Raw genomic sequence first — 22,201 nt, forward strand, 5'->3', positions numbered from 1 at the left:
AGCAGCTTGGCCAGTACCTTGTCATCGCATGCGGGCAACACGTTGCGGGTATGGTTGCCCGAGCGTACGCCCTCCGAACCATTCAGAGACTTCGCACCATGAAACTACCCACACGCGTCAAGATCGTCGACGTCGGCCCGCGCGACGGCCTGCAGAACGAAAAACAACCCGTGCCGGCCGACGTCAAGATCGGCCTGGTGCATCGCCTGCAGGATGCGGGCCTGAAAGAGATCGAGGTCACCAGCTTCGTCAGCCCCAAGTGGGTGCCGCAGATGGCCGACAACGCCGAGGTGATGCACGGCATCCAGCGCAAGGCCGGCGTACGCTATTCGGTGCTCACGCCCAACATGAAGGGCTTCGAAGCCGCCATCGCCGCGCCGCGCGAGGAGTGGCCCGATGAAATCGTGGTGTTCGGTGCGGCCAGCGAGGCCTTCAGCCAGAAGAACATCAACTGCTCGATCGCCGAGAGCATCGAGCGGTTTGCGCCGGTGGTCGCGGCCGCGCGCGACAAAGGCATCTACGTGCGCGGGGCGATGTCGTGCACCGTCGGCTGCCCTTATGAAGGCGAGATTGCACCCGAGGCCGTGGGCCGGCTTGCAAGGCTCATGAAGGACATCGGCGTGCAGCACGTCGGCGTGGCCGACACCATCGGCGTCGGCACGCCGGTGAAGGTGCAGCGTGCCATCGAGGCCACGCTCGCGCACTACGGGATCGACGATGTCTCCGGCCACTACCACGACACGTACGGCCAGGCGCTGGGCAACACGCTGGCCAGCCTGGAGATGGGCGTGTGGCAGTTCGACACCTCGTCGGCGGGCCTCGGCGGCTGCCCGTATGCCAAGGGCGCGACCGGCAACGTCGCGACCGAGGACGTGGTCTACATGCTGCAGGGCATGGGCATCGAGACGGGCATCGACCTCGACAAGCTCATCGACGCCGGCGTGTACATCAGCCAGGCGCTCGGGCGCGAGCCGAACTCGCGCGCGTCGAAGGCGATCCGCACGAAGCGGACAGCATGAGCGCAGTGCCGGGCCGCCCCAACCAAGCTCGCGCCGCAGTTCGAAGCACGGAGGTCATGCAATGAGAAGCGCGGCACACGAAGCGGAAAGCATGGGCGTACGCATGGGCGTACCCATGGGCGTACACCTGGGCCTACATGATGTGCGGCGCTGAGCTTCATTCGCTGCCCGAGGGCGTGCAGCGCGTCGCCCTCGCGTTGCAACAAGCTGGCCATCCGCACGCGCCGCAGATGCTCGACGATGCCGCGCGCACCGCGCAGCAGGCAGCCGACGCGCTCGGCATCGCGCTGGGCCAGATCGCCAAGAGCATCATCTTTCGCCGCAAGAGCGACGAATCCGCCGTGCTGGTCATCACATCGGGCGACCGCCGCGTCAGCGAGAAAAAGGTCGATGCCATCGTCGGCAAGACCGGCCGTGCCGACGCCGATTTCGTAAAGGCGAAGACGGGCTTCTCGATCGGCGGCGTGTCGCCGTTCGCGCATGCCACGCCGGCCGTCACGCTGATCGATCGCGAGTTGTTCCGCTTCGATGAAATCTGGGCCGCCGCGGGCCATCCGCATGCGGTGGTTCGCCTCGCGCCACAAGACCTCGAACGCCTCACCGGCGCACCGGTTGCGGACGTGGTGTGAGCGAAGGGGACGCGATCGACGCGGCCGCGGCGCATGCGCTGGCGCAGCGCGCCGCGAATCTGGGTGATGCCGAGCCCGTGCCTTCGCCGTGCATCTCGGTCTGCCGCATGAACGCCGCCAGCGGCCTCTGCGAAGGCTGCTTTCGAACGCTCGCCGAGATCGCGGCGTGGAGCCGCATGGACGACCCCGGCAAGCGAGACGTCTGGGCGTGCATCGCACAAAGAATTGAGGAGACAACGCCACCATGAAGCACGTCGACTTCTACCTGGACTTCATCTCGCCGTATTCGTACCTGGCGTTCGAGCAGCTGCCGAAGGCGCTGGAGGGACTGAGCTATAGCGTGGCCTACAAGCCGATTCTGTTCGGCGCCGTGCTCAAGCATCACGGACAGCTCGGGCCGGCCGAGATTCCTTCGAAGCGCGAATGGACCTACCGGCAAGTGCTGTGGCTCGGCCACGTCAACGGCATCCCGATCGAGATGCCCGCCTCGCACCCCTACAACCCGTTGGCGCATCTTCGGCTGGCGCTTGCCACGACGTCGGACGGCAGCATCAGCCGGTACGTCGCCGAGACGATCTTTCGCGAGGTGTGGCGCGGCGGCGAAGAGGCGGCCGATGCCGGTCGGCTGGCGGCACTCGCGGCGCGGCTCGAACCGAGGCGGGAGCCCGGCAGCGAGGCCGTCAAGGCACAGCTCAAGGCCAACACCGACGAGGCCATCGCGCAGAACGTTTTCGGCGTGCCGGCCTATGCGGTCGACGGCCGTCTGATCTGGGGATTCGACAGCCTGGCGATGCTGCGCGCGGCATTGCAGGGCGACCCGTGGTTCGACGGGCCGCAGTGGCAGGGCGCTGCCGAGCGGCCTTCGCTGCAGCGCACCAATCGCTGAATTTCCGCATGCTGAAATGCGCGCGTTGGGTTTCACCCTAGTTTGTAAGCATCTGTCAGTTTCGAGAAAGTCTCGGGTCAGTCCTGGGTCGAAGAATGCGTGTCACGGTCCCGGCTGGGGTCGCATCTTTTTCTTCAGGAGACGACGCAATGGCAGCAACACTGGATTCCAGGGGGGTGCCGCAATCGGCGCCCCGACCGATGTCCGCAGAGGAAAAGAAGGTCATCTTCGCGTCCTCGCTCGGCACGGTGTTCGAGTGGTACGACTTCTACGTGTATCTGGCGCTCGCCACGATCATTTCGAAGCAATTCTTCTCCGGTCTCGATCCGACGGCAGGCTTCATCTTCACGTTGCTGGGCGCCGCGGCCGGCTTCGTGGTTCGTCCGTTCGGCGCGCTGGTGTTCGGCCGACTCGGCGACATGATCGGACGCAAGTACACGTTCCTGGTCACCATCATGATCATGGGTCTGTCGACCTTCGTCCTCGGCTTGCTCCCCAGCTACCAGACCATTGGCGTGGCAGCGCCCGTGATCCTGATTGCCCTGCGCCTGCTGCAGGGCCTCGCGCTCGGCGGCGAGTACGGCGGTGCGGCCACCTACGTGGCGGAGCACGCGCCCAAGGGCAAGCGCGGCGCGTACACGGCGTGGATCCAGACCACTGCCACGCTGGGCTTCTTCCTCTCGCTGATCGTGGTGCTGGCCATCCGCACCTCGATGGGCGCGGATGCTTTCGGTGACTGGGGCTGGCGGCTGCCGTTCCTTCTGTCGATCCTCCTGCTGGCCATCAGCATCTGGATTCGGCTGTCGCTCAATGAGTCGCCGGCATTCCAGAAGATGAAGGCCGAAGGCAAGACTTCGAAGAAGCCGCTTCTCGAATCGTTCGGCGAATGGCGCAACCTCAAGATCGTGATCATCGCGCTGCTCGGCCTCACGGCCGGCCAGGCGGTGGTCTGGTACACGGGCCAGTTCTATGCGCAGCTGTTCCTGATCCAGTCGCTCAAGGTCGACCTGGACACGGCGTACATCCTGCTGGGCGTCGCGCTGCTCATCGGCACGCCGTTCTTCGTGCTGTTCGGTTCGCTGTCCGACAAGATCGGCCGCAAGCCGATCATCATGGCCGGCTGCCTGATTGCCGCGTTGGCCTACATGCCGCTGTTCCAGATGCTCACCAAGTACGCCAACCCCGACCTGGCCAAGGCCCAGGAAGTGAACAAGGTGGTGGTGCACTCGAACCCCAAGGAGTGCTCGTTCCAGGGCAACCCGGTGGCACGCGACATCGACTTCACGACTTCCTGCGACATCGCCAAGCGCTTCCTGGCGCAGAGTTCGGTGAGCTATGACAACGCGGAAGTCCCGGCTGGAACGCTCGCGACCGTCAATATCGGCGACAAGGTCATCACCGTGCCCTCGGCCATCGTGACGAACTCGCGCTTCGATGCCGACAGCGCCAAGAAGATCGCCGAATTCAAGAAGGAAATGGGCGAATCGCTGAAGGTGGCCGGCTATCCGACCAAGGCCGACCCGGCGAAGATCAACAAGCCCATGGTGGTCTTCGTCCTGGTCTTGCTGGTAATCCTGGTGACGATGGTCTACGGCCCGATTGCGGCGATGCTCGTGGAACTCTTTCCGACCCGCATCCGCTACACCTCGATGAGCTTGCCGTACCACATCGGCAATGGCTGGTTCGGTGGCTTGCTGCCCAGTACCGGCTTCGCGATCGTGGCGCAGACCGGCAACATGTACAACGCGCTGTGGTATCCGATCGGCATTGCCGCGATGACTTTTGTGATCGGCATGCTGTTCGTCAAGGAGACGAAGGACGTGGATATCTACGCCAACGACTAGCGTGAAACACCCCCGATGCACCTGCGGCGTTTCCCCTCAAGACCCCTCGAGGGGGCGCACCCGGCGGCCCGGCAAAGCCGGTTCCGCGGGTGCCCACGAACAAACTTCGCAGTGCTCGTCCTGGTTTTCATGGGTTGGGGTCATGCGATAGCGTGCTGGAAAACCGATACGTACCCAGGATTGGCGTACTTCGTGTAGCCGATCGGCATCCCGGATGGCCTCGGCCCGTTGCAAGCGGGCCGGGGCCTTTTTTCGTTCCGGCGCCGCGGCCGTCCGGTGGCGCGAAAGCGCAAGACCCCGCCACGGCGCGGCGATGGCCCCCTCCCTAGAATGCTTGCCCCACACCCAAGGCACGCATGACACAGGGCTCCATCCGGATTCGCGGCGCACGCCAGCACAACCTCCAGAACCTCGACATCGATATCCGCACAGGCGAGATGACAGTGGTCACCGGGCCGAGCGGCTCCGGCAAGTCGAGCCTGGTGTTCGACACGCTGTATGCGGAAGGGCAGCGCCGCTATGTCGAGACTTTCTCGGCCTATGCGCGCCAGTTCCTCGACCGCATGGACAAGCCGGCGGTCGACAAGGTGGAAGGCGTGCCGCCCGCGATCGCGATCGACCAGACCAACCCGGTGCGTTCGTCGCGCTCCACCGTCGGCACGATGACGGAGCTGAACGACCATTTGAAGTTGCTGTTCGCGCGTGCTGCCGAGTTGTTCGACCGCGAGACCGCGTTGCAAGTGCGACATGACTCGCCGGATTCGATCTATGCGGCGCTGGTCGAGCGGGCTGGCGCGGGCATCGGCGCCGGGCCGCCCCAAGCCGATTCGGCCCCCTCGGGGGGCAGCGAAGCACGCGAAGCGGGGAGCGTGGGGGCTCAAGTCAATCCGCGCGTGGTGCTCACGTTTCCCGTGGAGCTGCCTGCGAGCACCAGCGCGGAAGAAGTGACGCAATGGCTGTCGGCCAGCGGCTTCACGCGCGTGCAGGCCGAGCGCGAAGTGGCCACGTCGACGGGCCCGCGCAAGGTGCTGGACGTCGTGGCGGATCGCTTTCGCATCGTGGGCACCGAGCGCGCCCGCGTGATCGAGGCCATCGAGGTCGCATTGAAGCGCGGCAGCGGGAGGCTGACCGTCTATGCGTTGTCGGCCGACGAAGGTGCGCGCCCCGCCGCCGGGCCGCCCCAAGGCGGGGCAGCCCCCTCGGGGGGCAGCGAACCACGCGAAACGGGGAGCGTGGGGGCCTTGCCACCGGACGTATGGAAGTTCTCCACCGGCCTGCATTGCCCCGAGAGCGACATCCGCTACGGCGACCCGATCCCGTCGATGTTCTCCTTCAACTCGGCCGTCGGCGCCTGTGAGACCTGCCGCGGCTTCGGTCGCGTGATCGGCGTGGACCTTGGCCTGGTGATCCCGAACGACAAGCTCACGCTGCGCGCCGGCGCCATCAAGACGATCCAGACGCCCGCATGGAAGGAAGCGCAGGACGACCTCATGCGCCATGCCGAGGCCGCCGGCATCCCGCGCGACACACCCTGGGCCAAGCTCACGCAAGAGCAGAAGGATTGGGTCATCGAAGGCTCGCCCAACTGGAAGGGCAAGTGGAACCAGCAGTGGTACGGCATCAAGCGCTTCTTCGCCTATCTCGAAAGCAAGGCCTACAAGATGCACATCCGCGTGCTCTTGTCGAAGTACCGCAGCTACACGCCATGTCCGGCGTGTGCCGGCGCACGCCTCAAGCTGGAGAGCCTCCTGTGGCGCATCGGCAGCAAGGAAGATGCCGATGCAGTGCTGCCGCCCGAAAAGCGCTTCATGCCGGTCGGCGTGAAGTGGTCGCGTGCGCAACTCGAAGCCCTGCCGGGCCTGTGCCTGCATGACCTGATGCTGCTGCCGATCGAGCGCCTGCGCCGCCTGTTCGACGGCATCGAAAGCCACGGCAACAGCGCCAATGCGAGCGAAGGCGACGTGCAGGCGCTCAAGCTCCTGTTCGACGAAATCACGACCCGACTGCGCTACCTGCATGACGTCGGCATCGGCTACCTCACGCTCGACCGCCAGAGCCGCACGCTGAGCGGCGGCGAGGTGCAGCGCATCAACCTGACGACGGCGCTGGGCACGTCGCTCGTCAACACTTTGTTCGTGCTGGACGAGCCCAGCATCGGGCTGCACCCGCGCGACATGAGCCGCATCACCGAGGCCATGCTGCGCCTGCGCGACGCGGGCAATACGCTGGTGGTGGTCGAGCACGACCCGGCCGTCATGCTCGCCGCCGACCGCGTCGTCGACATGGGCCCCGGCCCCGGCGTGCGCGGCGGGCAGGTGGTGTTCGACGGCACCGTCGATGCGTTGCGCAATGCCGATACGCTCACCGGCGCCTATCTCGGCGGGCGCAAGCAGATCGGCATGGGCTTCAAGCGGCTCGTGAGCGAGAACACCTTTCGCCTCATCCTCGAAGGCGTGCGCGAGCACAACCTGCAGGACGTGACGGTCGAGATCCCGCTCCATCGCCTGGTCGTGGTCACGGGCGTCAGTGGCTCCGGCAAGTCCACGCTGATCCAGGACGTGCTGGCGCCCGCGCTGATGCGCCACTTCGGCAAGGCCACCGAGTCGCCGGGCGCACACGACCGGATGCTCGGCGCGGACTACCTGAGCGACGTGGTCTTCGTCGACCAGTCGCCGATCGGCAAGACCGCGCGCTCCAATCCCGCGAGCTATGTGGGCGCGTGGGATGCCGTGCGCGAGATCTTCGCCACCGCCGCGCTCTCGCGGCAACGCGGCTACACGGCCAGCAAGTTCAGCTTCAACAGCGGCGACGGACGCTGCGCCACCTGCGGCGGCTCCGGCTTCGAACATGTCGAGATGCAGTTTCTCAGCGACGTGTACCTGCGCTGCCCGGACTGCGACGGCAAGCGCTACCGGCCCGAGATTCTCGAAGTCACGATCGAGCGCGGTGGCAAGGCGCTCAACGTTGCCGCTGTGCTCGAACTCACGGTGGCAGAAGCGGCGCAGGTGTTTGCCGAAGACCGCGACGTGCTGCGCATGCTGCAGCCGATCGTCGACGTGGGCCTCGACTACGTGAAGCTCGGTCAGCCGGTGCCGACGCTGTCGGGCGGCGAGGCGCAGCGCCTCAAGCTCGCGGGCTTCCTCGCGGAGGCGGCGAAGAACGGCAGCGCCACCAAGCAGGGCCTGGCGCGCAAGGGCACGCTGTTCCTGTTCGACGAGCCGACCACCGGCCTGCACTTCGACGACATCGCGCGCCTGATGCGCGCCTTGCGCAAGCTGCTCGATGCGGGGCACTCGTTGGTCGTGATCGAGCACAACCTCGACGTGATCCGCGCGAGCGACTGGCTCATCGACCTCGGGCCGGAAGGCGGCGAGGGCGGCGGCCGCGTGGTGGCGGAAGGCACGCCGGAGCTTGTGCGGGGGATGAAGGGCACCTTCACCGGCGAGGCGCTGCGCGACTACGAACTGGCGCTCGGCCCGTCGCGCTTCGCCGTCGCCGAACCGCGCGCACGCTTTGGCGCACCCGCGCCCGCCAAGGGAGAGGGCGCGATCCAGATCGTCAACGCCCGCGAACACAACCTCAAGAACCTGAGCGTCGACATCCCGCGCGGCAAATTCAGCGTCGTCACTGGCGTCAGCGGCTCGGGCAAGTCGACGCTGGCCTTCGACATCCTCTTCAACGAAGGCCAGCGCCGCTACCTCGAATCGCTCAACGCCTATGCGCGCAGCATCGTGCAGCCGGCGGGCCGGCCCGAGGTCGATGCGGTCTACGGCATTCCGCCGACGGTGGCCATCGAACAGCGCCTGTCGCGCGGCGGCCGCAAGAGCACGGTCGGCACTACCACCGAGGTCTGGCACTTCCTGCGCCTGCTGTACGTCAAGCTGGGCATCCAGCACTGCATCCACGACGGCGCGGCCGTGCAGCCGCAAACGCCCGACAGCATCGCCGCGCAGGTGATGAAGAAATATCGGGGCCAGCACATCGGCCTGCTTGCGCCGCTGGTGAGCAACCGCAAGGGCGTCTACACCGAGCTGGCCGACTGGGCGCGGCCGCGTGGCTACACGCACCTGCGCGTCGACGGCGGCTTCCTGCCGACGCTGAACTTCCCGCGCATCGACCGCTTCAAGGAGCACAGCATCGAGCTGCCGGTGGCCAGCCTCGACGTGCTGCCGGAAAACGAGGCGCTGCTGCGCGAATCGCTCACGCGTGCGCTCGAGCACGGCAAGGGCGTGGTCCACGTGCTCAGCGAACTCACCGGCCTCAAGGCCGCGATGATGGCCGGCGCGCCCACCTCCGGCATCGGCCGCGTGCAGGTGTTCTCGACCTTGCGCGCCTGCCCGGTCTGCAGCACCAGCTATGCCGAACTCGACCCGCGCCTGTTCAGCTACAACAGCAAGCACGGCTGGTGCCCCGATTGCGTCGGCACCGGCGTCAAGCTCACCAAGGACCAGCGCAAGGTCTACGACGACTCGGTGCTGGGCGATGACCAGAAGGGGCGCGAGCAGACCTTTGCAGAGCCGGAAGCGGAGGACGTGGGCGACGTGGCGTGCCCGACCTGCGAAGGTACGCGGCTGAATGCGACGGCGCGAGCGGTGTTGTTCGATGGAGGCGTCGCAGCCCCTCGCCCCCTCCCGCTCCCCGAAGGGGCGAGGGAGCAGGACAGCGAATCCGACTTCCTCCCTCTCCCGCAAGCGGAAGAGGGTCGGGGTAAGAGCGTCATCGGCATCACGGAACTCGCCCGCATGAGCGTCACAGACATCCGCCAATGGTTCGAAGGACTCGAACTTGCGGGCCGCGATGCCGAGATCGCCCGCGACCTGGTCCCGGAAATCCGCAGCCGCCTCGAATTCCTCGAAGAGGTCGGCCTCGGCTATCTCACGCTCGACCGCGGCGCCCCCACCCTGAGCGGCGGCGAAGCCCAGCGCATCCGCCTGGCGGCGCAGCTCGGCAGCAACCTGCAGGGCGTTTGCTATGTGCTCGACGAGCCGACCATCGGCCTGCACGCGCGCGACAACCAGATCCTGCTCAACGCACTGCACAAGCTCGGCGAGAAGGGCAACACGCTGGTGGTGGTGGAGCACGACGAGGACACCATCCGCCGCGCCGATCACATCATCGACATCGGCCCCAGTGCCGGCAAGCGCGGCGGCAGGCTTGTGGCAGAAGGAACCGTGGCCGACATCCAGGCCGCAGGCAATTCGCAGACCGGCCGCTACCTGCGCGATGCGATCAAGCATCCGCTGCAAGCGCGCAGGCCGGTCGCTGGCGAGGATGGCGCGCCTGCGTGGCTCACCGTGCACGGTGCCAACCTGCACAACCTGCAGGACATCACCGCCGCGCTGCCCCTGCACCGTCTCGTGGCCATCAGCGGCGTCAGCGGTTCCGGCAAGTCCACGCTGGCGCGCGACGTGCTGCTGGCCAACGTGCATGCCATCGTCGTGCAGCGCATGACCAAGGCGGGCCGCGATGCCGACGCCGCCGGCAAGCGGCCGGCCTGGACCGGCAGCCGATCCGTCACCGGCTACGAAACCATCGACCGCGTTCTCGAAGTCGACCAGACGCCGATCGGCAAGACCCCGCGCAGTTGCCCCGCCACCTACATCGGCTTCTGGGACACCATCCGCAAGCTCTTCGCCGACACGCTGGAGGCCAAGGCGCGCGGCTATGGCCCGGCGCGCTTCAGCTTCAACACCGGCGAGGGTCGTTGCCCCGGCTGCGATGGCGCCGGCGTGCGCACCATCGAGATGAGCTTCCTGCCCGACGTGAAGGTGCCCTGCGAGGTTTGCCACGGCGCGCGCTTCAACCCCGAGACGCTGGCCGTGAGCTGGCGCGGCAAGAGCATCGGCGAGGTGCTGCAGATGGAAGTGGACGAGGCGGTCGAGTTCTTCGCGGCGATGCCCAACATCAGCCATCCGCTGCAACTGCTCAAGGACGTGGGACTGGGCTACCTCACGCTCGGCCAGCCGTCACCGACGTTGAGCGGCGGCGAGGCGCAGCGCATCAAGCTGGTCACCGAGCTGAGCAAGGTCCGCGACGACATCACGCGCCGCGGCAACAAGGCGCCGCACACGCTATATGTGCTGGACGAGCCAACGGTAGGCCTGCACATGGCCGACGTCGAGAAGCTGATCCACGTGCTGCACCGGCTGGTCAACGGCGGCCACAGCGTGGTGGTGATCGAGCACGACCTCGACGTGATCGCCGAGGCCGACTGGATCATCGACCTCGGCCCCGAAGGCGGCAACGCCGGCGGCCGCATCGTCGCCGCGGCGCCGCCCGAGGAAGTGGTGCAGCTCGGCACCCACACCGGCCAGGCACTGGCCCCCGTGCTGGCACGTTGACCATGATCACGCTCTACAACGACCAGCATACCTTGCATCACGGCAAGCTCGAGATGTTCCGCGGCGAACTGTCCCGTGCTTCGAGGTGCCGGCGCGCGCCGACTTCGTGCTGCAGGAGGTGCTGCGCCGCAACCTCGGCCCGATCGAATCGCCGCGCGCCTTCGACGACGCCGTCGTCGCGCGCGTCCATGCACCGCGCTACGTCGACTTCCTGCGCGGCGCGTGGGACGAGTGGGTGGCGATGGACCCCGCCAACGCGGAACGCGACGCCTTCCCCTCGTACTGGCCGATCCGCACCTTTCGCAGCGATGTGCTGCCCGCGAGCTTCCCCGCACGCATGGGCCTGTTCTCGTATGACGCGGGCACGCCGTTGACCTCGGGCACCTGGGCGGCGGCCCATGCCGGCGCGGGCTGCGCCATCGCCGCCGCGCAGCGCGTGGCCCATGGCGAGCGTGCCGCCTTCGCCCTCACGCGCCCGCCCGGCCACCATGCCGGCGCCGATTTCTTCGGCGGCTACTGCTTCCTCAACAACGCCGCCATTGCCGCGCAGACCTTGCGCGACGCCGGCCTGGCGCGCGTCGCGGTGCTCGACATCGACTACCACCACGGCAACGGCACCCAGGCGATCTTCTACGACCGCGCCGACGTGCAGTTCACCAGCATCCATGGCGACCCGCATACCGAGTACCCGTATTACCTGGGCTATGCCGACGAACGCGGCGCGGGGGCGGGCCTGGGCTACAACCACAACCTGCCACTGCCGCGCGGCACGGATTTCGCGGCCTGGCGCGACGCGCTGCACACCTCGCTGAAGGGCATCGTTGCCTTCAGGCCCGACGCCCTCGTGGTCTCGCTCGGCCTCGACACATTCGAAGGCGACCCGATCGCCGGGTTCACGCTGCAGGGCGCCGACTACCTGCGCATCGGTGACGACCTGGCGCGCGCCGGGTTGCCGGCGGTGTTCGTGTTCGAAGGCGGCTATGCGGTGGCCGAGGTGGGTGTCAATGCCGTGAACGTGCTCGAAGGCTTCGCGTCCCGGGCCTGACGCGCACGCGACCCGCCCCGCGGGACTTCACCGATTGCTGACCGGAGCCTGACTCGGCCCAATGGCCAGTCAATCAATCGACGTCCACCAAGGAGGCATCCACATGTTCAAACGTAGCCTGCTGCGCGCCACGGCGCTCCTCGCGCTGACTGCGGCCACGCCGTTCGCCACCTGGGCGCAAGCCTTTCCCGCCAAGCCGATCAAGCTGGTGATCGCCTTTCCCGCAGGCGGCCCCACCGATATCACGATGCGCCAGCTGGCCGAAAACGCCTCGAAGATCCTCGGCCAGCCGGTCATCATCGACAACAAGCCGGGCGCTGGCGGCACGCTGCCTGCACAGGCATTGCAGACCGCGCAGCCCGACGGCTACACCATCGCGCAGATCCCGCTCGGCGTGTTCAGGCTCGGCTACACCACCAAGATCAACTGGGATCCGCTCAAGGACATCAACTACGTCATCAACGTCACAGGCTATGCCTTCGGCATCGTCGTGCCGGCCGACAGCCCGTTCAAGAACTGGGCCGATTTCGTCGCCTACGCCAAGGCCAATCCGGGCAAGCTCACCTACGGCTCCACCGGCAACCTCACCAGCCCGCACCTGACCACCGAGCTGGTCGCCCAGAAGGCCGGCATCCAGCTCCAGCACGTGCCGTACAAGGGCAGTGCCGACCTGATGCTGGCGGTGGTCAGCGGGCAGTTGATGGCCGCCGCCGACAGCACCGGCTTCGCGCCGCAGGTCGAGGCGGGCAAGCTGCGCGTGCTCAACACATGGGGCGAGAAGCGCCTGGCCAAGTTCCCTGATGCGCCCACGCTCAAGGAACTGGGCTACGACATCGTGCAGAACTCGCCCTTCGGCATCGGCGCGCCAAAGAACACGTCCCCCGAGGTGGTGAAGAAGCTGCACGACGCCTTCAAGCAGGCGATGGAAGAACCCAGCTACGTCGCCGCGCTGGGCCGCTACGACATGCTGCCCGACTACAAGAGTTCGGCCCAGTACGCCAAGTTCGCGCAGGACACGGTGGCGCGGGAGAAGGTGGTGATCGAGAAGCTGGGGTTGGCGAAGCCGCAGTGAGCCGGGGCAGTCGGCCGTAGACCGCACTGCGTCCCCGGGCGCGCCGTACCGGCCCTCGCGGTGCAGAGTTGGCCGAGGCAGTGGATGATTTGCGCGAGCACCCAGTGACGCACGACCGAACTCGCCGCGTCCGAGGCCTCAGAGCGCGGTAGTACTGTCCTTCACGGCCTTCACGGCCTTCACGGCCTTCACGGCCTTTGCGCCTTGCGCGCTGGCCGGACCTTTACGGCGCGCTGAGCGGCGCACGGGCGTCGAGGATGGCTGCCGCGACTTCGGCAAAGCCGGCGCCGCGCTCGCTCGGCGCGACGTAGCGCGGCAGGTGCGGCAGCGCACTCTCGAAGCGGCGCACGTTGGCCACGCCGATGCTGTGTTCGAAGTGCTCGAACATCAGCGCGTCGTTCGTCGAATCGCCGACGTAGGCCCAGCGATCCATCTCGTCCGCGAGCGTGCGGCACCACAGCTCGCGTACGATCCAACGCGCGCCCTCGAGCTTGTTGTGCTCGCCATACCAGCCGTTGACGTGGATACTGCTCATGGTGGCGTGCATGCCTTCGCCCCGCATGAGCGCGACCACGGCGGCGATGCGTGCATCGTCAAGCTGAACAAACTCGCCGTGGTCGATCGCGATGTCGCATTCGCGCCCGGCCGAGTCGGTGGCCCGGCGCGCGCCGGGAATTTCGCGCTCGATGCGGTCGAGCACCGCCCCCATCCGGGCGAAGTTGCGCGCCCGCGTGTCGGCATCCTGCTGGTAGCGCTTGACCAGCCCGCCACCGGGCGCGGGCACGAGCGCGACGGCGCCGTTCTCGGCCACGATCGAGTCGACCGGCCATGCCGCCGCAAAGGGTTCGCTCCAGCCCACGGGCCGGCCGGTGACGGCGACCATGTGCAGGCCCGCGGCCTTGAGCGCCGCGAGCGCGCGCAGGGCATCGGGGCTGATCGCGCCTTCGGTCGTGAGCGTGTCGTCGATGTCGGTGAAAACGCCGATCAGCGCACCGCGCACGGCGCGCGGCCAGTGCGACAGGGCCCGCATCAACCCGCCGATTGCAGCGCCAGCCCCGCATGCTCGCGCAGCGGATGGAAATGGATCTTCGGAAAGCGCTCCTGCGCGAGCCGCACGTCGTACGGCGAAGTGCACAGGTAGGCCAGCGTATCGGCCGCATCCCTGGCCATGCGCGCCGGATAGGCGTTCACGAACTCGCGCAGCTCGGCCGGCGTATCGGCCGTGATCCAGCGCGCGCCGGTGTACTGGCAGCCTTCGAGCTTCACGTCGGCGTCGTACTCGGCCTTCAGCCGGTGCTGCACCACTTCGAACTGCAGTTGGCCCACGGCGCCGAGCAGCATCGGCCCGCCGACTTCGGGGCGGAACACCTGGATCGCGCCTTCCTCGCCGAGCTGCGCCAACCCCTGCTGCAACTGCTTGGTGCGCAGCGGATTTTTCAGGATCACGGTCATGAAGAGTTCGGGCGCAAAGAAGGGCAGGCCGGTGAACTGCAGGCTCGCGCCATCGGTGATCGTGTCGCCCAACTGCACGCCCCCATGCGTGGTGAAGCCGACGATGTCGCCCGCGTAGGCTTCGTCGACCGCCTCGCGTCGCTGGCTCATGAAGGTCACGACGCTGGTCGGCCGCAGTTCCTTCGCAGTGCGCTGCACCCGCAGCTTCATGCCCGGCGTGTACTTGCCGGATGCCATGCGCACGAAGGCGATGCGGTCGCGGTGGTTCGCGTCCATGTTGGCCTGCACCTTGAACACCACGCCGGCGAAGTCCCTGTCCTCGGGCTGGATTTCCTTCACCACTGGCTGGCGGTTGACGAGCGTGGTGCTGGTGCGCGATTGCGGCGACGGCGCCAGGTCGACCAGCGCATCCAGCACTTCCATCACGCCGAAGTTGTTGACGCCGGAGCCGAAGAACACGGGCGTCTGCTTGCCGGCAAGGAAGGCCGCGTGGTCCCATGCGTGCGAGGCGCCAGTGGCGAGTTCCATGCTCTCCATCGCATGCGCGAAGTCGGCGCCGAAGCGCTTCGTGAGCACGTCTCGCCCCGACAGCGGGATGGTCTCGAAATCCTGCGGCAACCGTTCACTGCCCGACTCGAAGACGGTCATCGACTGCGTGCGCAGGTTCATGATCCCGCGGAAGGTCTTGCCCTGGCCCACGGGCCAGGTCATCGGCACGCAGGCCATGCCGAGCTCGCGTTCCACCTCGTCGAGGATGTCCAGCGGCTCGCGCACCTCGCGGTCCATCTTGTTGACGAAGGTGATGATCGGCGTGTCGCGCTGGCGGCAGACCTCGATCAGGCGGCGCGTCTGCGATTCCACCCCGTTGGCCGCGTCGATCACCATCAGCGCCGAGTCCACGGCCGTCAGCACGCGGTAAGTGTCTTCCGAGAAGTCCTTGTGGCCGGGTGTGTCGAGCAGGTTGATCACGTGGTCGCGATACAGCATCTGCATCACCGACGAGGCCACCGAGATGCCGCGCTGCTTCTCGATTTCCATCCAGTCCGACGTGGCATGGCGCGAGGCCTTGCGCGCCTTCACCGAGCCCGCGATCTGGATCGCGCCCGAGAACAGCAGCAGCTTCTCGGTCAGGGTGGTCTTGCCCGCGTCGGGGTGGGAGATGATAGCAAAAGTGCGTCGGCGCTTGGTTTCTTTGAGGAAAAGATCGGATGACATGGTGGGGAGCGACGAATATGTACGCGTTTATGTACGCAAATCAAGAGCGTGGCGGCGAAGCCCGAAGAGCCGTTCATTGAGCCTGCGGGCGGTGTGCCACTTTGGGTCAATTGTCTCAGGGTAGCGGCTGGTCTAGCTGAATGCGCCGAGGCGCTCGCGGCAGAGCGCCAGCGTCTGCTCGGCAGTCTCGGCGGTCTGTGCGATCGCCAGAGCGATGCGCGGAACCGCCAAAGCATCGAGCGCAGCGCTGAGCCGTTCAAGCATCCTGTCGATATCTTCATTTGCATCGCCCGCACGCAGCCCGGCAAGGGTTGCAAGCGCGACAAAGTCCGCGCGGCGTAACCGCTCGTCTTTCCCGTTGAGCTTGAGCGCCATGCGGTCATGCGCAAGATTTGGAAAGACGCGTGTGGTGACGGTGTCGTAGACAGGAGCCATCCGCACCGACTGGAAGTTCTCTTCGCCTTCTTGCGTGATTTTGAGAAGCGCCATGTTCTTCAGATGCATATCGCCATCGGCGATGAGCCATGCGAACAGAGCACGCTGCACCAGCGTGCGCAAATCGTTTTCGGGATCCGTAGAGAGAGGACGCAGCGCCCGGGCGATGCGTTCGATGGTGCCTGTGTACTTGTCCTCAGGGCCGAGCCCAAGCACCGAGCACATGTCTTCCATGGCGATGAGGCGTGCATCGCCGTCCTGGTTGCGGATATCAAATCGCTCAACGAGAAGCGCGGGCGGCAGGTCACCCGGCATAGGAACAAGCGCGTGGTCCGGTGTTTCAAACCCGACGGCGCGCGCCAGGCCAAGTCCAATCCATTCGACAACGGGCAGCGCCTCGAACCCGCTGGTCCCTGCCGGTTTGAGGATGTGGGTAAACGGTGCAGCGGTCGCAGGCGCAAGAATGCCGTCCACACCTAAGTGCATTGGCGCCTTGATCTGCACACCGGAGAGACGCGGCGTGTCGGCACTCTGATAAAGGCGCGCGAGGCGCTGCTCGAAATCCTGCTCGAACGCGCCGCGCCCGGGACCGGCGTAGGTCCCCGTAAATTCGCCGTTACCAGCGAATGCCGCAAGGCGTGTGGAAAGACTGTCTGCAGGCAAAGCCTCAAGCTCTTCGCTGCGTTCCGAGATCGTGATGTTGGACATGTAGCGCTTGCCTTCGCGCAGGACGGTGCGCTCGTCAGCCTCCTTCAGAACGTGTTCCAGCCACCCTTCCGGCAGCAGCGACACGATGAAGGGCGGCAGCCGCCCCGGCGTGATCTGGCGGACAAGTGGCGGCAGCTTTGGCTCGCGCGCGGTGTTTGTCCATCGCCATTCGAAGCCATCGTGAGAAAGCTGCCCGATCAGCAGCTTGTGCCACGCGACCTGAAGAGCGAACGCCGCCTCATTGCGCGGCGGTTCGCCAGCGCTAGGGCGACGCAGCAGATATTTTTCCGCGCCTTCGCCTTCCTTGTACCAGTCGTTCTCTTTGGCCAGAGCCCAAATGGCATCGGCAGCGCCGCGCGCGTCGCCGTATTCCTCGATCAATCGCGCGGCGATGGCCTCCCGCATGCCTGCGTCGATTGACGCTGCATGTTCGCTGCGCTGGCGAAACGCTTCGAGGAGCCTTTGCCGTGGGGCCGATGCGGACACCGGAAACTCGCCAAGGCTGTCGGCGACGACGGCGCTGGCAACCGATGGCCGGTCCGGTGCTCTGTTCTGAACGATCTCAAGGCCGCGAATGCGTGTCCGCTGAACGCGGCTGCCGCTCAGATACAGGCGTCCATCCCGTGTCGGCCCGAGCAGCACGGCGCTGGCGGCCGAAAGATAGGCTCGCGGATAAAGGTAGCGAGCGATGCGGACCGCATGCGCCATCACGACCTGGTCGACATCGTCACCGGCATCGACATAGATCCCGCGCATCAGCTGCAGCAGTTTTCCCGTTTCAGCCAGATAGTGGCTGCGGGTCTTGTCGATCGTCTCGCCGACCAGATGAAGTGCCATTTTCTAACTTTCCCGAACCTCAGATACGAGAAGGTTAGCATAGTCGGCGTTCAGGCGCAACGAAAAGCCAACTTTTCCGGACTACAAGTCCGCGAAAGTTAGAAAACCTGGCTTATCGCTCTCGTTCTGGGCCATTTTCCGGGGTTTTCGCCCGGCCTGCGTCATCGGAGCGTTCTGGCTGCCGCGTGCAAGCCGCCCCGTTGAAATCCCGGACGGGATCAGGCGGGGCCTGAGCACCGCGCTCTTTGGCAGCTTCAAATTCAGGCCGCAGCGGCTTGTCCACGATTTCGCTTCGCGCAATATCGAGAGGCGGCATTCCATCAAAGCCCTCGCGCTCCTGAACACGCTGATTTTTGAGTCCATCCCGTTTCAGCGCGGCAATCTCCCGGTCTTCCACCTTTTTCAATGACCGAAGCTTTCGGTCCAGAGTGCGCGACGGCAGCGCCTGACGCTCTGCGAGGTCTTTCTTTTCTGCGAGCTGTTTTGCCTGAAGCGCAATCCTTTGAACTTTCTGTTCTTCCAGAATTCTGCCATCCTTATATCGATGAACCGCGCGGCGAATGGCGCTGACGCCGGTTACCCGGCCGAGAAATCCTGCAAGCCCATGCACGCGCAATTCCGAACGCTGCTGGCGCAGAGTCGACATGCTCCAAATGCGCGCGGCGCTGCGCGTGTCGTTCATCACGTTGACGCGCGATCAGAGATTCCCGCGCCTGACCGTGACGACGCTCTAGCGCAATCCGTTCCTGATCCAATGCAAGGCGGCGCAGTTTCTGCGCGTGCTCCATCGCGGCAAGCGGAGCCGCAATATGCTCCTCTTGAAGATTTCGCTCACTGAGCTTGCGATTGCTGGCAATAAGGTCCTGTGCTTCCGCAACTGTCGGCAGGCTCTCCTCAGGAAAATCCTTTTCCAGGAAGGCTCGCACATCCCGGGTCTTGACGGTCTTGTCGTCAATAAGCCGGGCCAGCGCGTGCGAATCCCCATAGAAATCGACGACGACATAGGGACGCTTGCCGCGCGCCAGAATATAGCCCCGCTCCGCCAGCGCATTGACGAAAGCCTTCGCGCTATCGCTCTCTATCCAGGCATCGGTTATTTGCCGCGAATGATCGGCTTTGGAAAGTCCAGTCTGGCTCTGCTTGGCTCTTTCATAAAGAGTTTCTTGATCAATTTTCCTTGATTTGTCGTAGCCGGCAGGAAGGTCAAGAAAGTGCTCTTTGGCAAACGCACGCGTGACCTGCACGAGCTTGTCGCGGTCAAAGGCAATATGGACCGCCTTGCACCGCTCCGCATCAATGCGTGACCAGACAACGTGGCAATGTTCACGGCCGTGTTTGATATGAAAGACGACGGCGCGCGGCTGTTCTGTCAGTCCGAGTGCCTCTTCCGCACGGCGAATGTAATCGCTATATTGCTCGCGGGTGATTTCGCCTTGCGCAGGATCCGGATTGATGGAGAGGCTATAGAGATATTTCTGACAGCGCGTGAGGGTTTCGGCCTGAATCTCCCATTCCTTGACAGCTCCGTGCAGGTCAGAGGCTATTGCGCCGCGCAGCTCGACAACTTCAGTCAGTTCGTTGTCGTAGGCATTCTGCAAATGCGTTGCAAGATCCTGCCCGCCGCCGCGCTGCGATGCAAAAAGGGGTCATGGTTCTTTGCCAAGTCCGATTTGCGCGCAGGTTCCGATGTCGTCGAGCAGTTGGATGCAGTCGCGGACGAGCGGATCGTCGTCTTCGCCCAGAAGCGCTTTAACAAGCGCTTTGGCCTTGGCCGTTCGCGCGAGGATCAATCGAACATACGCTGCTGCACGGATGGCACTGGCCGGCGCCTGGAGGGCGAAGCCCCAAGCGCGGCTTCCACGATGTAGGCGTTGCGCGTCTTGCCGGCGGCTTGGGCGCGAGCATCAAGATCGGCGCGCCCGCCAAGCGGCAGCCGGACTGAAATCGTGGGTTCGCGGTCCTTCGGTGTCATGGTGTCACCGTAGCCGCGCAAGCCCCGCACGCTCCTCTCCCATTCCTCGCGGTCCGGCCCGCGCGTGGCCGGTCGAATGGGGTCCAGGGGGCAGCGAAATGCCCCATGGTCGTCAGCCGGGGACGAAACGCCGGTCGCAGGGTCCAGGGGCGCGACGAGCCACTGGTCATGGGATTCCAAAGGGAGAGCGAAGTCGCCCTTTGGTCGAAGCCGGTGCCGAACACCGGTCGTGGGTCCAGGGGCGCGACAGCCCATGGTCGAGGGTGCACGGGGCTACGAAGTGCCCCTGCGCGATGGTGTCCAGAGGAGAGCGCAGTCTCCTTTGGTCGTGATAGGAACGGCGAAACTGACCTTGCCCTCGAAAAACGTATCCCTTGCTGAGTGTTTCAATGCAAGCAAGGAGAACGGACATGACGAAGGCGACGAGAGCGCGCTACACGGTGGAGTTCAAGAAGGAGGCCGTGCGGCGGGTCGAAGGTGGCCAGAGCATCGCGGCGGCGGCGCGCACGTTGGGCGTGGTCGAGCAGACCCTGTTCAACTGGGTCAAGGCACAGCGCCAAGGCAAGCTCACCGGGGCTGACAGCAAGGCGGTGAGTGCCGAGCAGATGGAGATCAGTCGGCTGCGCGCCGAGTTGGCCCGCGTGAAGATGGAGCGCGACATCCTGGAAACAGCGACGGGTGCGCCGGGAGACCGGCATGGAGTAGGCGGTGCGAGTCCACTGCAGTGAAGGAGTAGCGATCCACATTGGCCCCGAGCCGTGCATCGGCATCCGCGAGGATGTCGGTGAAGCGTCGGTAGGGGAACACACAGGCCAGCAATTGAGCCACGAAAGTTTCTATCCCAGGTGCCGACGCTGTCCGTTAAAGCGGAAGGCAACACGGACGGGCGCGTCATCGGGAGCGCCTGGACGACCTGGCGGGGTCGGAGCACCTGGCATGTGTGCACGCTCCATGAACGGGAACCGGGAGATCTCGGGTTTGACCAGCCGCCGTATAGGGCTGGCCCGCATCGGGAAGGCGAGGAGCTCAAGGACGAGCTGACACGATGCATGAATGCCACCATTCCCGACCAAGGACGCTGGTTGCAGTCGGTCGTGCGGGGGTACTTCGCGTACCACGCGGTTCCGACCAACTACCGGGCCTTGGCTGCGTTCCGCTACCACGTTGCCATCCTGTGGCGACGTGTGCTCTGCCGGCGCAGCCAGAAGGCCCATATGTCCTGGGACCGCATGCGCCGCATCGTCGATGCTTGGCTGCCACTACCCCGAATCCTTCATCCATGGCCGAATCAGCGCTTTGCCGTCAAACACCCAAGGTAGGAGCCGTATGCCGAATGTGGCGTCGGCCCATATGTGGTGCCCAGCGGCATCTGCCTCGGAACCGTGGTCGATGAACGCCACATAAATTTCTTCCGCCGTACTGTCGGATCCCCCAGTTCACCAGGAGATCCGGCCATGTTTGAGAGCTTGTATCGGTATTCGCGCGTCTTGGCTCGCCACCTCGATGGACCCGCTGCCGAAGAACGTGATCGCTATGTCGAGCACTGCGCGGCGGGCGGCGCAGCGCATGAGTCGGTGCTGCACTTGGCGAGCGAGTTGCTCGTCGTCGCACAGCACTTGGACATCACCGGGACGCGGGCGATCTCGACCGAGGAGATCGCAACAGCCGCGGACCATTGGGTGCGGCATCAGCGCCGGCGCGGTCGTATCAGCGCCGCGCGTTATAGCCGCCAGAGATTTGTGCAGGTCGCCACCGACTGGCTGCGCTTCCTCGGGAGGCTTGAAGCCGCACCCGAGACGCGAGATCCTGGCGCCGGCCTGGCTGATGAGTTCGCTGCCTACATGCGTTTGGAGCGAGGGCTGTCGCCGCACACCATCAGCAATCGCTGCTGGCATGTCCGGGCGTTTCTCACCTGGCTCGACGATCGGCATCGCTCGGCCGACGCAGCCAGGCTGGAAGATGTCGATACGTTCTTGGCGCTCCGAGGCGCTCAAGGGTGGTGCCGCGTGTCGATCGCGACGGCGGCAACTGCCCTGCGATCGTTCTATGCTTACATGGGCGCGACTGGTCGGTGCAACAAGGGCCTCGCTGCCGGGATCGAGGGGCCACGCCTGTTCAAGCATGAAGCGCTGCCTGTAGGTCCGCGGTGGGGGGACGTTCAACGGTTGGTCGCGAGCACCGACACGGATCGACCGCAGGACATTCGTGACCGAGCCATCTTGCTGCTGCTCGCCGTGTACGGCCTGCGGTGCAGCGAGGTCGTTGCGCTGACCCTGGATGACATCGGTTGGGAGCAGGACATCCTGCACGTCACGCGCCCGAAGCAGCGCTGCAAGCAGGACTACCCGCTGACCACCGACGTCGGTGACGCGATCCTTCGCTACGTGCAGCAGGTTCGACCTCGCTGCGCGTTGCGCAGCCTGTTCCTGACGATCAAAGCTCCGTTGCGGCCATTGGTCGCCAGCAGCCTGCATCACCTGGTGGCGTCGCGCATGCGGGCCTTGGGCATCCAATGCCCGCGGCAGGGGTCGCACGCCCTGCGTCACGCCTGTGCGACCCATCTTGTCGCTGAGGGACTGTCGCTCAAGCAGATCGGCGATCATCTCGGCCATCGCAGCCCCTTCGCTACGCGCACCTGCGCCAAGGTGGATCTGCCTGGCCTGCGCGAGGTCGCGGACTTCAGCCTGCGCGGGCTGCTATGAAGGTCAATCATGCTGTATCGGCCTATGTGGCCTCCAAGCAATCC

15 protein-coding genes and 2 pseudogenes are annotated in these 22,201 nt (G+C 65.5%); 12 read left to right on the forward strand and 5 right to left on the reverse strand.

Features of this window, described 5'->3' with window-relative positions; translation table 11 throughout:
- The first annotated feature begins 98 nt into the window (after positions 1 to 98).
- The 8 genes and pseudogenes from WKW80_RS18075 (at position 99) to WKW80_RS18110 (ending at position 12,836) form a co-directional block, all read left to right on the forward strand.
- Entirely contained in the window at positions 99 to 1,019 is a 921-nt protein-coding gene (locus tag WKW80_RS18075; RefSeq protein ID WP_340364946.1) for a hydroxymethylglutaryl-CoA lyase, read from the forward strand.
- A gap of 140 nt (positions 1,020 to 1,159) precedes the next feature.
- Complete coding sequence (locus WKW80_RS18080) at positions 1,160 to 1,648, forward strand: YbaK/EbsC family protein (RefSeq protein WP_340364986.1); 489 nt, start codon at positions 1,160 to 1,162, stop codon at positions 1,646 to 1,648.
- Positions 1,649 to 1,662: 14 nt separating this feature from the next.
- A complete protein-coding gene (locus WKW80_RS18085) occupies positions 1,663 to 1,896 on the forward strand; it encodes a DUF1289 domain-containing protein (RefSeq protein WP_340364987.1) in 234 nt (77 codons plus the stop codon).
- A complete protein-coding gene (locus tag WKW80_RS18090; RefSeq protein WP_340364947.1) occupies positions 1,893 to 2,534 on the forward strand; it encodes a 2-hydroxychromene-2-carboxylate isomerase in 642 nt (213 codons plus the stop codon). Before WKW80_RS18085 ends, WKW80_RS18090 begins: the two co-directional genes overlap by 4 nt.
- A gap of 149 nt (positions 2,535 to 2,683) precedes the next feature.
- Positions 2,684 to 4,378, forward strand: a complete 1,695-nt coding sequence (locus WKW80_RS18095) for an MFS transporter (protein WP_340364948.1) — start codon at positions 2,684 to 2,686, stop codon at positions 4,376 to 4,378.
- Between the two features lie 356 nt (positions 4,379 to 4,734).
- Positions 4,735 to 10,719: an excinuclease ABC subunit UvrA gene (locus WKW80_RS18100; protein ID WP_340364949.1), complete on the forward strand. Its 5,985-nt coding sequence runs from the start codon at positions 4,735 to 4,737 to the stop codon at positions 10,717 to 10,719.
- Between the two features lie 2 nt (positions 10,720 to 10,721).
- Positions 10,722 to 11,764, forward strand: a pseudogene (locus WKW80_RS18105) (histone deacetylase family protein).
- A gap of 103 nt (positions 11,765 to 11,867) precedes the next feature.
- Positions 11,868 to 12,836, forward strand: coding sequence for a tripartite tricarboxylate transporter substrate binding protein (locus tag WKW80_RS18110; RefSeq protein WP_340364950.1), 969 nt, complete (start codon positions 11,868 to 11,870; stop codon positions 12,834 to 12,836).
- A 223-nt stretch (positions 12,837 to 13,059) separates the two neighbouring features.
- Here the strand turns inward: WKW80_RS18110 and WKW80_RS18115 are convergent, their stop codons facing one another.
- The 5 genes from WKW80_RS18115 to WKW80_RS18135 form a co-directional block, all read right to left on the reverse strand.
- Positions 13,060 to 13,866, reverse strand: a complete 807-nt coding sequence (locus WKW80_RS18115) for an HAD-IIB family hydrolase (RefSeq protein WP_340364951.1) — start codon at positions 13,864 to 13,866, stop codon at positions 13,060 to 13,062.
- Positions 13,866 to 15,503, reverse strand: a complete 1,638-nt coding sequence (locus tag WKW80_RS18120; protein ID WP_340364952.1) for a peptide chain release factor 3 — start codon at positions 15,501 to 15,503, stop codon at positions 13,866 to 13,868. The genes WKW80_RS18115 and WKW80_RS18120 overlap by 1 nt, the downstream gene beginning before the upstream one ends.
- Before the next feature lie 132 nt (positions 15,504 to 15,635).
- On the reverse strand, positions 15,636 to 17,483 hold the full coding sequence (locus WKW80_RS18125; RefSeq protein ID WP_340364953.1) for a type II toxin-antitoxin system HipA family toxin: 1,848 nt from the start codon (positions 17,481 to 17,483) through the stop codon (positions 15,636 to 15,638).
- 112 nt (positions 17,484 to 17,595) lie between these two features.
- A complete protein-coding gene (locus WKW80_RS18130; RefSeq protein ID WP_340364954.1) occupies positions 17,596 to 18,093 on the reverse strand; it encodes a hypothetical protein in 498 nt (165 codons plus the stop codon).
- Positions 18,020 to 19,081, reverse strand: coding sequence for a relaxase/mobilization nuclease domain-containing protein (locus WKW80_RS18135; RefSeq protein ID WP_340364955.1), 1,062 nt, complete (start codon positions 19,079 to 19,081; stop codon positions 18,020 to 18,022). The genes WKW80_RS18130 and WKW80_RS18135 overlap by 74 nt, the downstream gene beginning before the upstream one ends.
- Between WKW80_RS18135 and WKW80_RS18140 the strand changes: the two genes are divergently transcribed.
- The 4 genes and pseudogenes from WKW80_RS18140 (at position 19,082) to WKW80_RS18155 (ending at position 22,157) form a co-directional block, all read left to right on the forward strand.
- Positions 19,082 to 19,351 (forward strand): hypothetical protein, encoded by a 270-nt coding sequence (locus tag WKW80_RS18140; protein WP_340364956.1) that lies wholly within the window; start codon positions 19,082 to 19,084, stop codon positions 19,349 to 19,351.
- 514 nt (positions 19,352 to 19,865) lie between these two features.
- Positions 19,866 to 20,132: pseudogene (locus WKW80_RS18145) on the forward strand (transposase); the annotation flags it as partial.
- A 372-nt stretch (positions 20,133 to 20,504) separates the two neighbouring features.
- Positions 20,505 to 20,774: a hypothetical protein gene (locus tag WKW80_RS18150; RefSeq protein WP_340364957.1), complete on the forward strand. Its 270-nt coding sequence runs from the start codon at positions 20,505 to 20,507 to the stop codon at positions 20,772 to 20,774.
- Positions 20,775 to 20,837: 63 nt separating this feature from the next.
- On the forward strand, positions 20,838 to 22,157 hold the full coding sequence (locus WKW80_RS18155; RefSeq protein ID WP_340364958.1) for a site-specific integrase: 1,320 nt from the start codon (positions 20,838 to 20,840) through the stop codon (positions 22,155 to 22,157).
- Positions 22,158 to 22,201 lie beyond the last annotated feature (44 nt).

The organism is Variovorax humicola, from assembly GCF_037889915.1.
In the GTDB taxonomy this organism is placed as follows: Bacteria; Pseudomonadota; Gammaproteobacteria; order Burkholderiales; family Burkholderiaceae_C; genus Variovorax; species Variovorax humicola.

Coding starts and splice junctions, on each gene's coding strand:
- WKW80_RS18075 (WP_340364946.1), top strand. CDS start 99: ATGAAACTACCCACACGCGTCAAGATCGTCGACGTCGGCCCGCGCGAC.
- WKW80_RS18080 (WP_340364986.1), top strand. CDS start 1,160: ATGTGCGGCGCTGAGCTTCATTCGCTGCCCGAGGGCGTGCAGCGCGTC.
- WKW80_RS18090 (WP_340364947.1), top strand. CDS start 1,893: ATGAAGCACGTCGACTTCTACCTGGACTTCATCTCGCCGTATTCGTAC.
- WKW80_RS18095 (WP_340364948.1), top strand. CDS start 2,684: ATGGCAGCAACACTGGATTCCAGGGGGGTGCCGCAATCGGCGCCCCGA.
- WKW80_RS18100 (WP_340364949.1), top strand. CDS start 4,735: ATGACACAGGGCTCCATCCGGATTCGCGGCGCACGCCAGCACAACCTC.
- WKW80_RS18110 (WP_340364950.1), top strand. CDS start 11,868: ATGTTCAAACGTAGCCTGCTGCGCGCCACGGCGCTCCTCGCGCTGACT.
- WKW80_RS18115 (WP_340364951.1), bottom strand. CDS start 13,866: ATGCGGGCCCTGTCGCACTGGCCGCGCGCCGTGCGCGGTGCGCTGATC.
- WKW80_RS18120 (WP_340364952.1), bottom strand. CDS start 15,503: ATGTCATCCGATCTTTTCCTCAAAGAAACCAAGCGCCGACGCACTTTT.
- WKW80_RS18125 (WP_340364953.1), bottom strand. CDS start 17,483: ATGGCACTTCATCTGGTCGGCGAGACGATCGACAAGACCCGCAGCCAC.
- WKW80_RS18140 (WP_340364956.1), top strand. CDS start 19,082: ATGCGTTGCAAGATCCTGCCCGCCGCCGCGCTGCGATGCAAAAAGGGG.
- WKW80_RS18150 (WP_340364957.1), top strand. CDS start 20,505: ATGAATGCCACCATTCCCGACCAAGGACGCTGGTTGCAGTCGGTCGTG.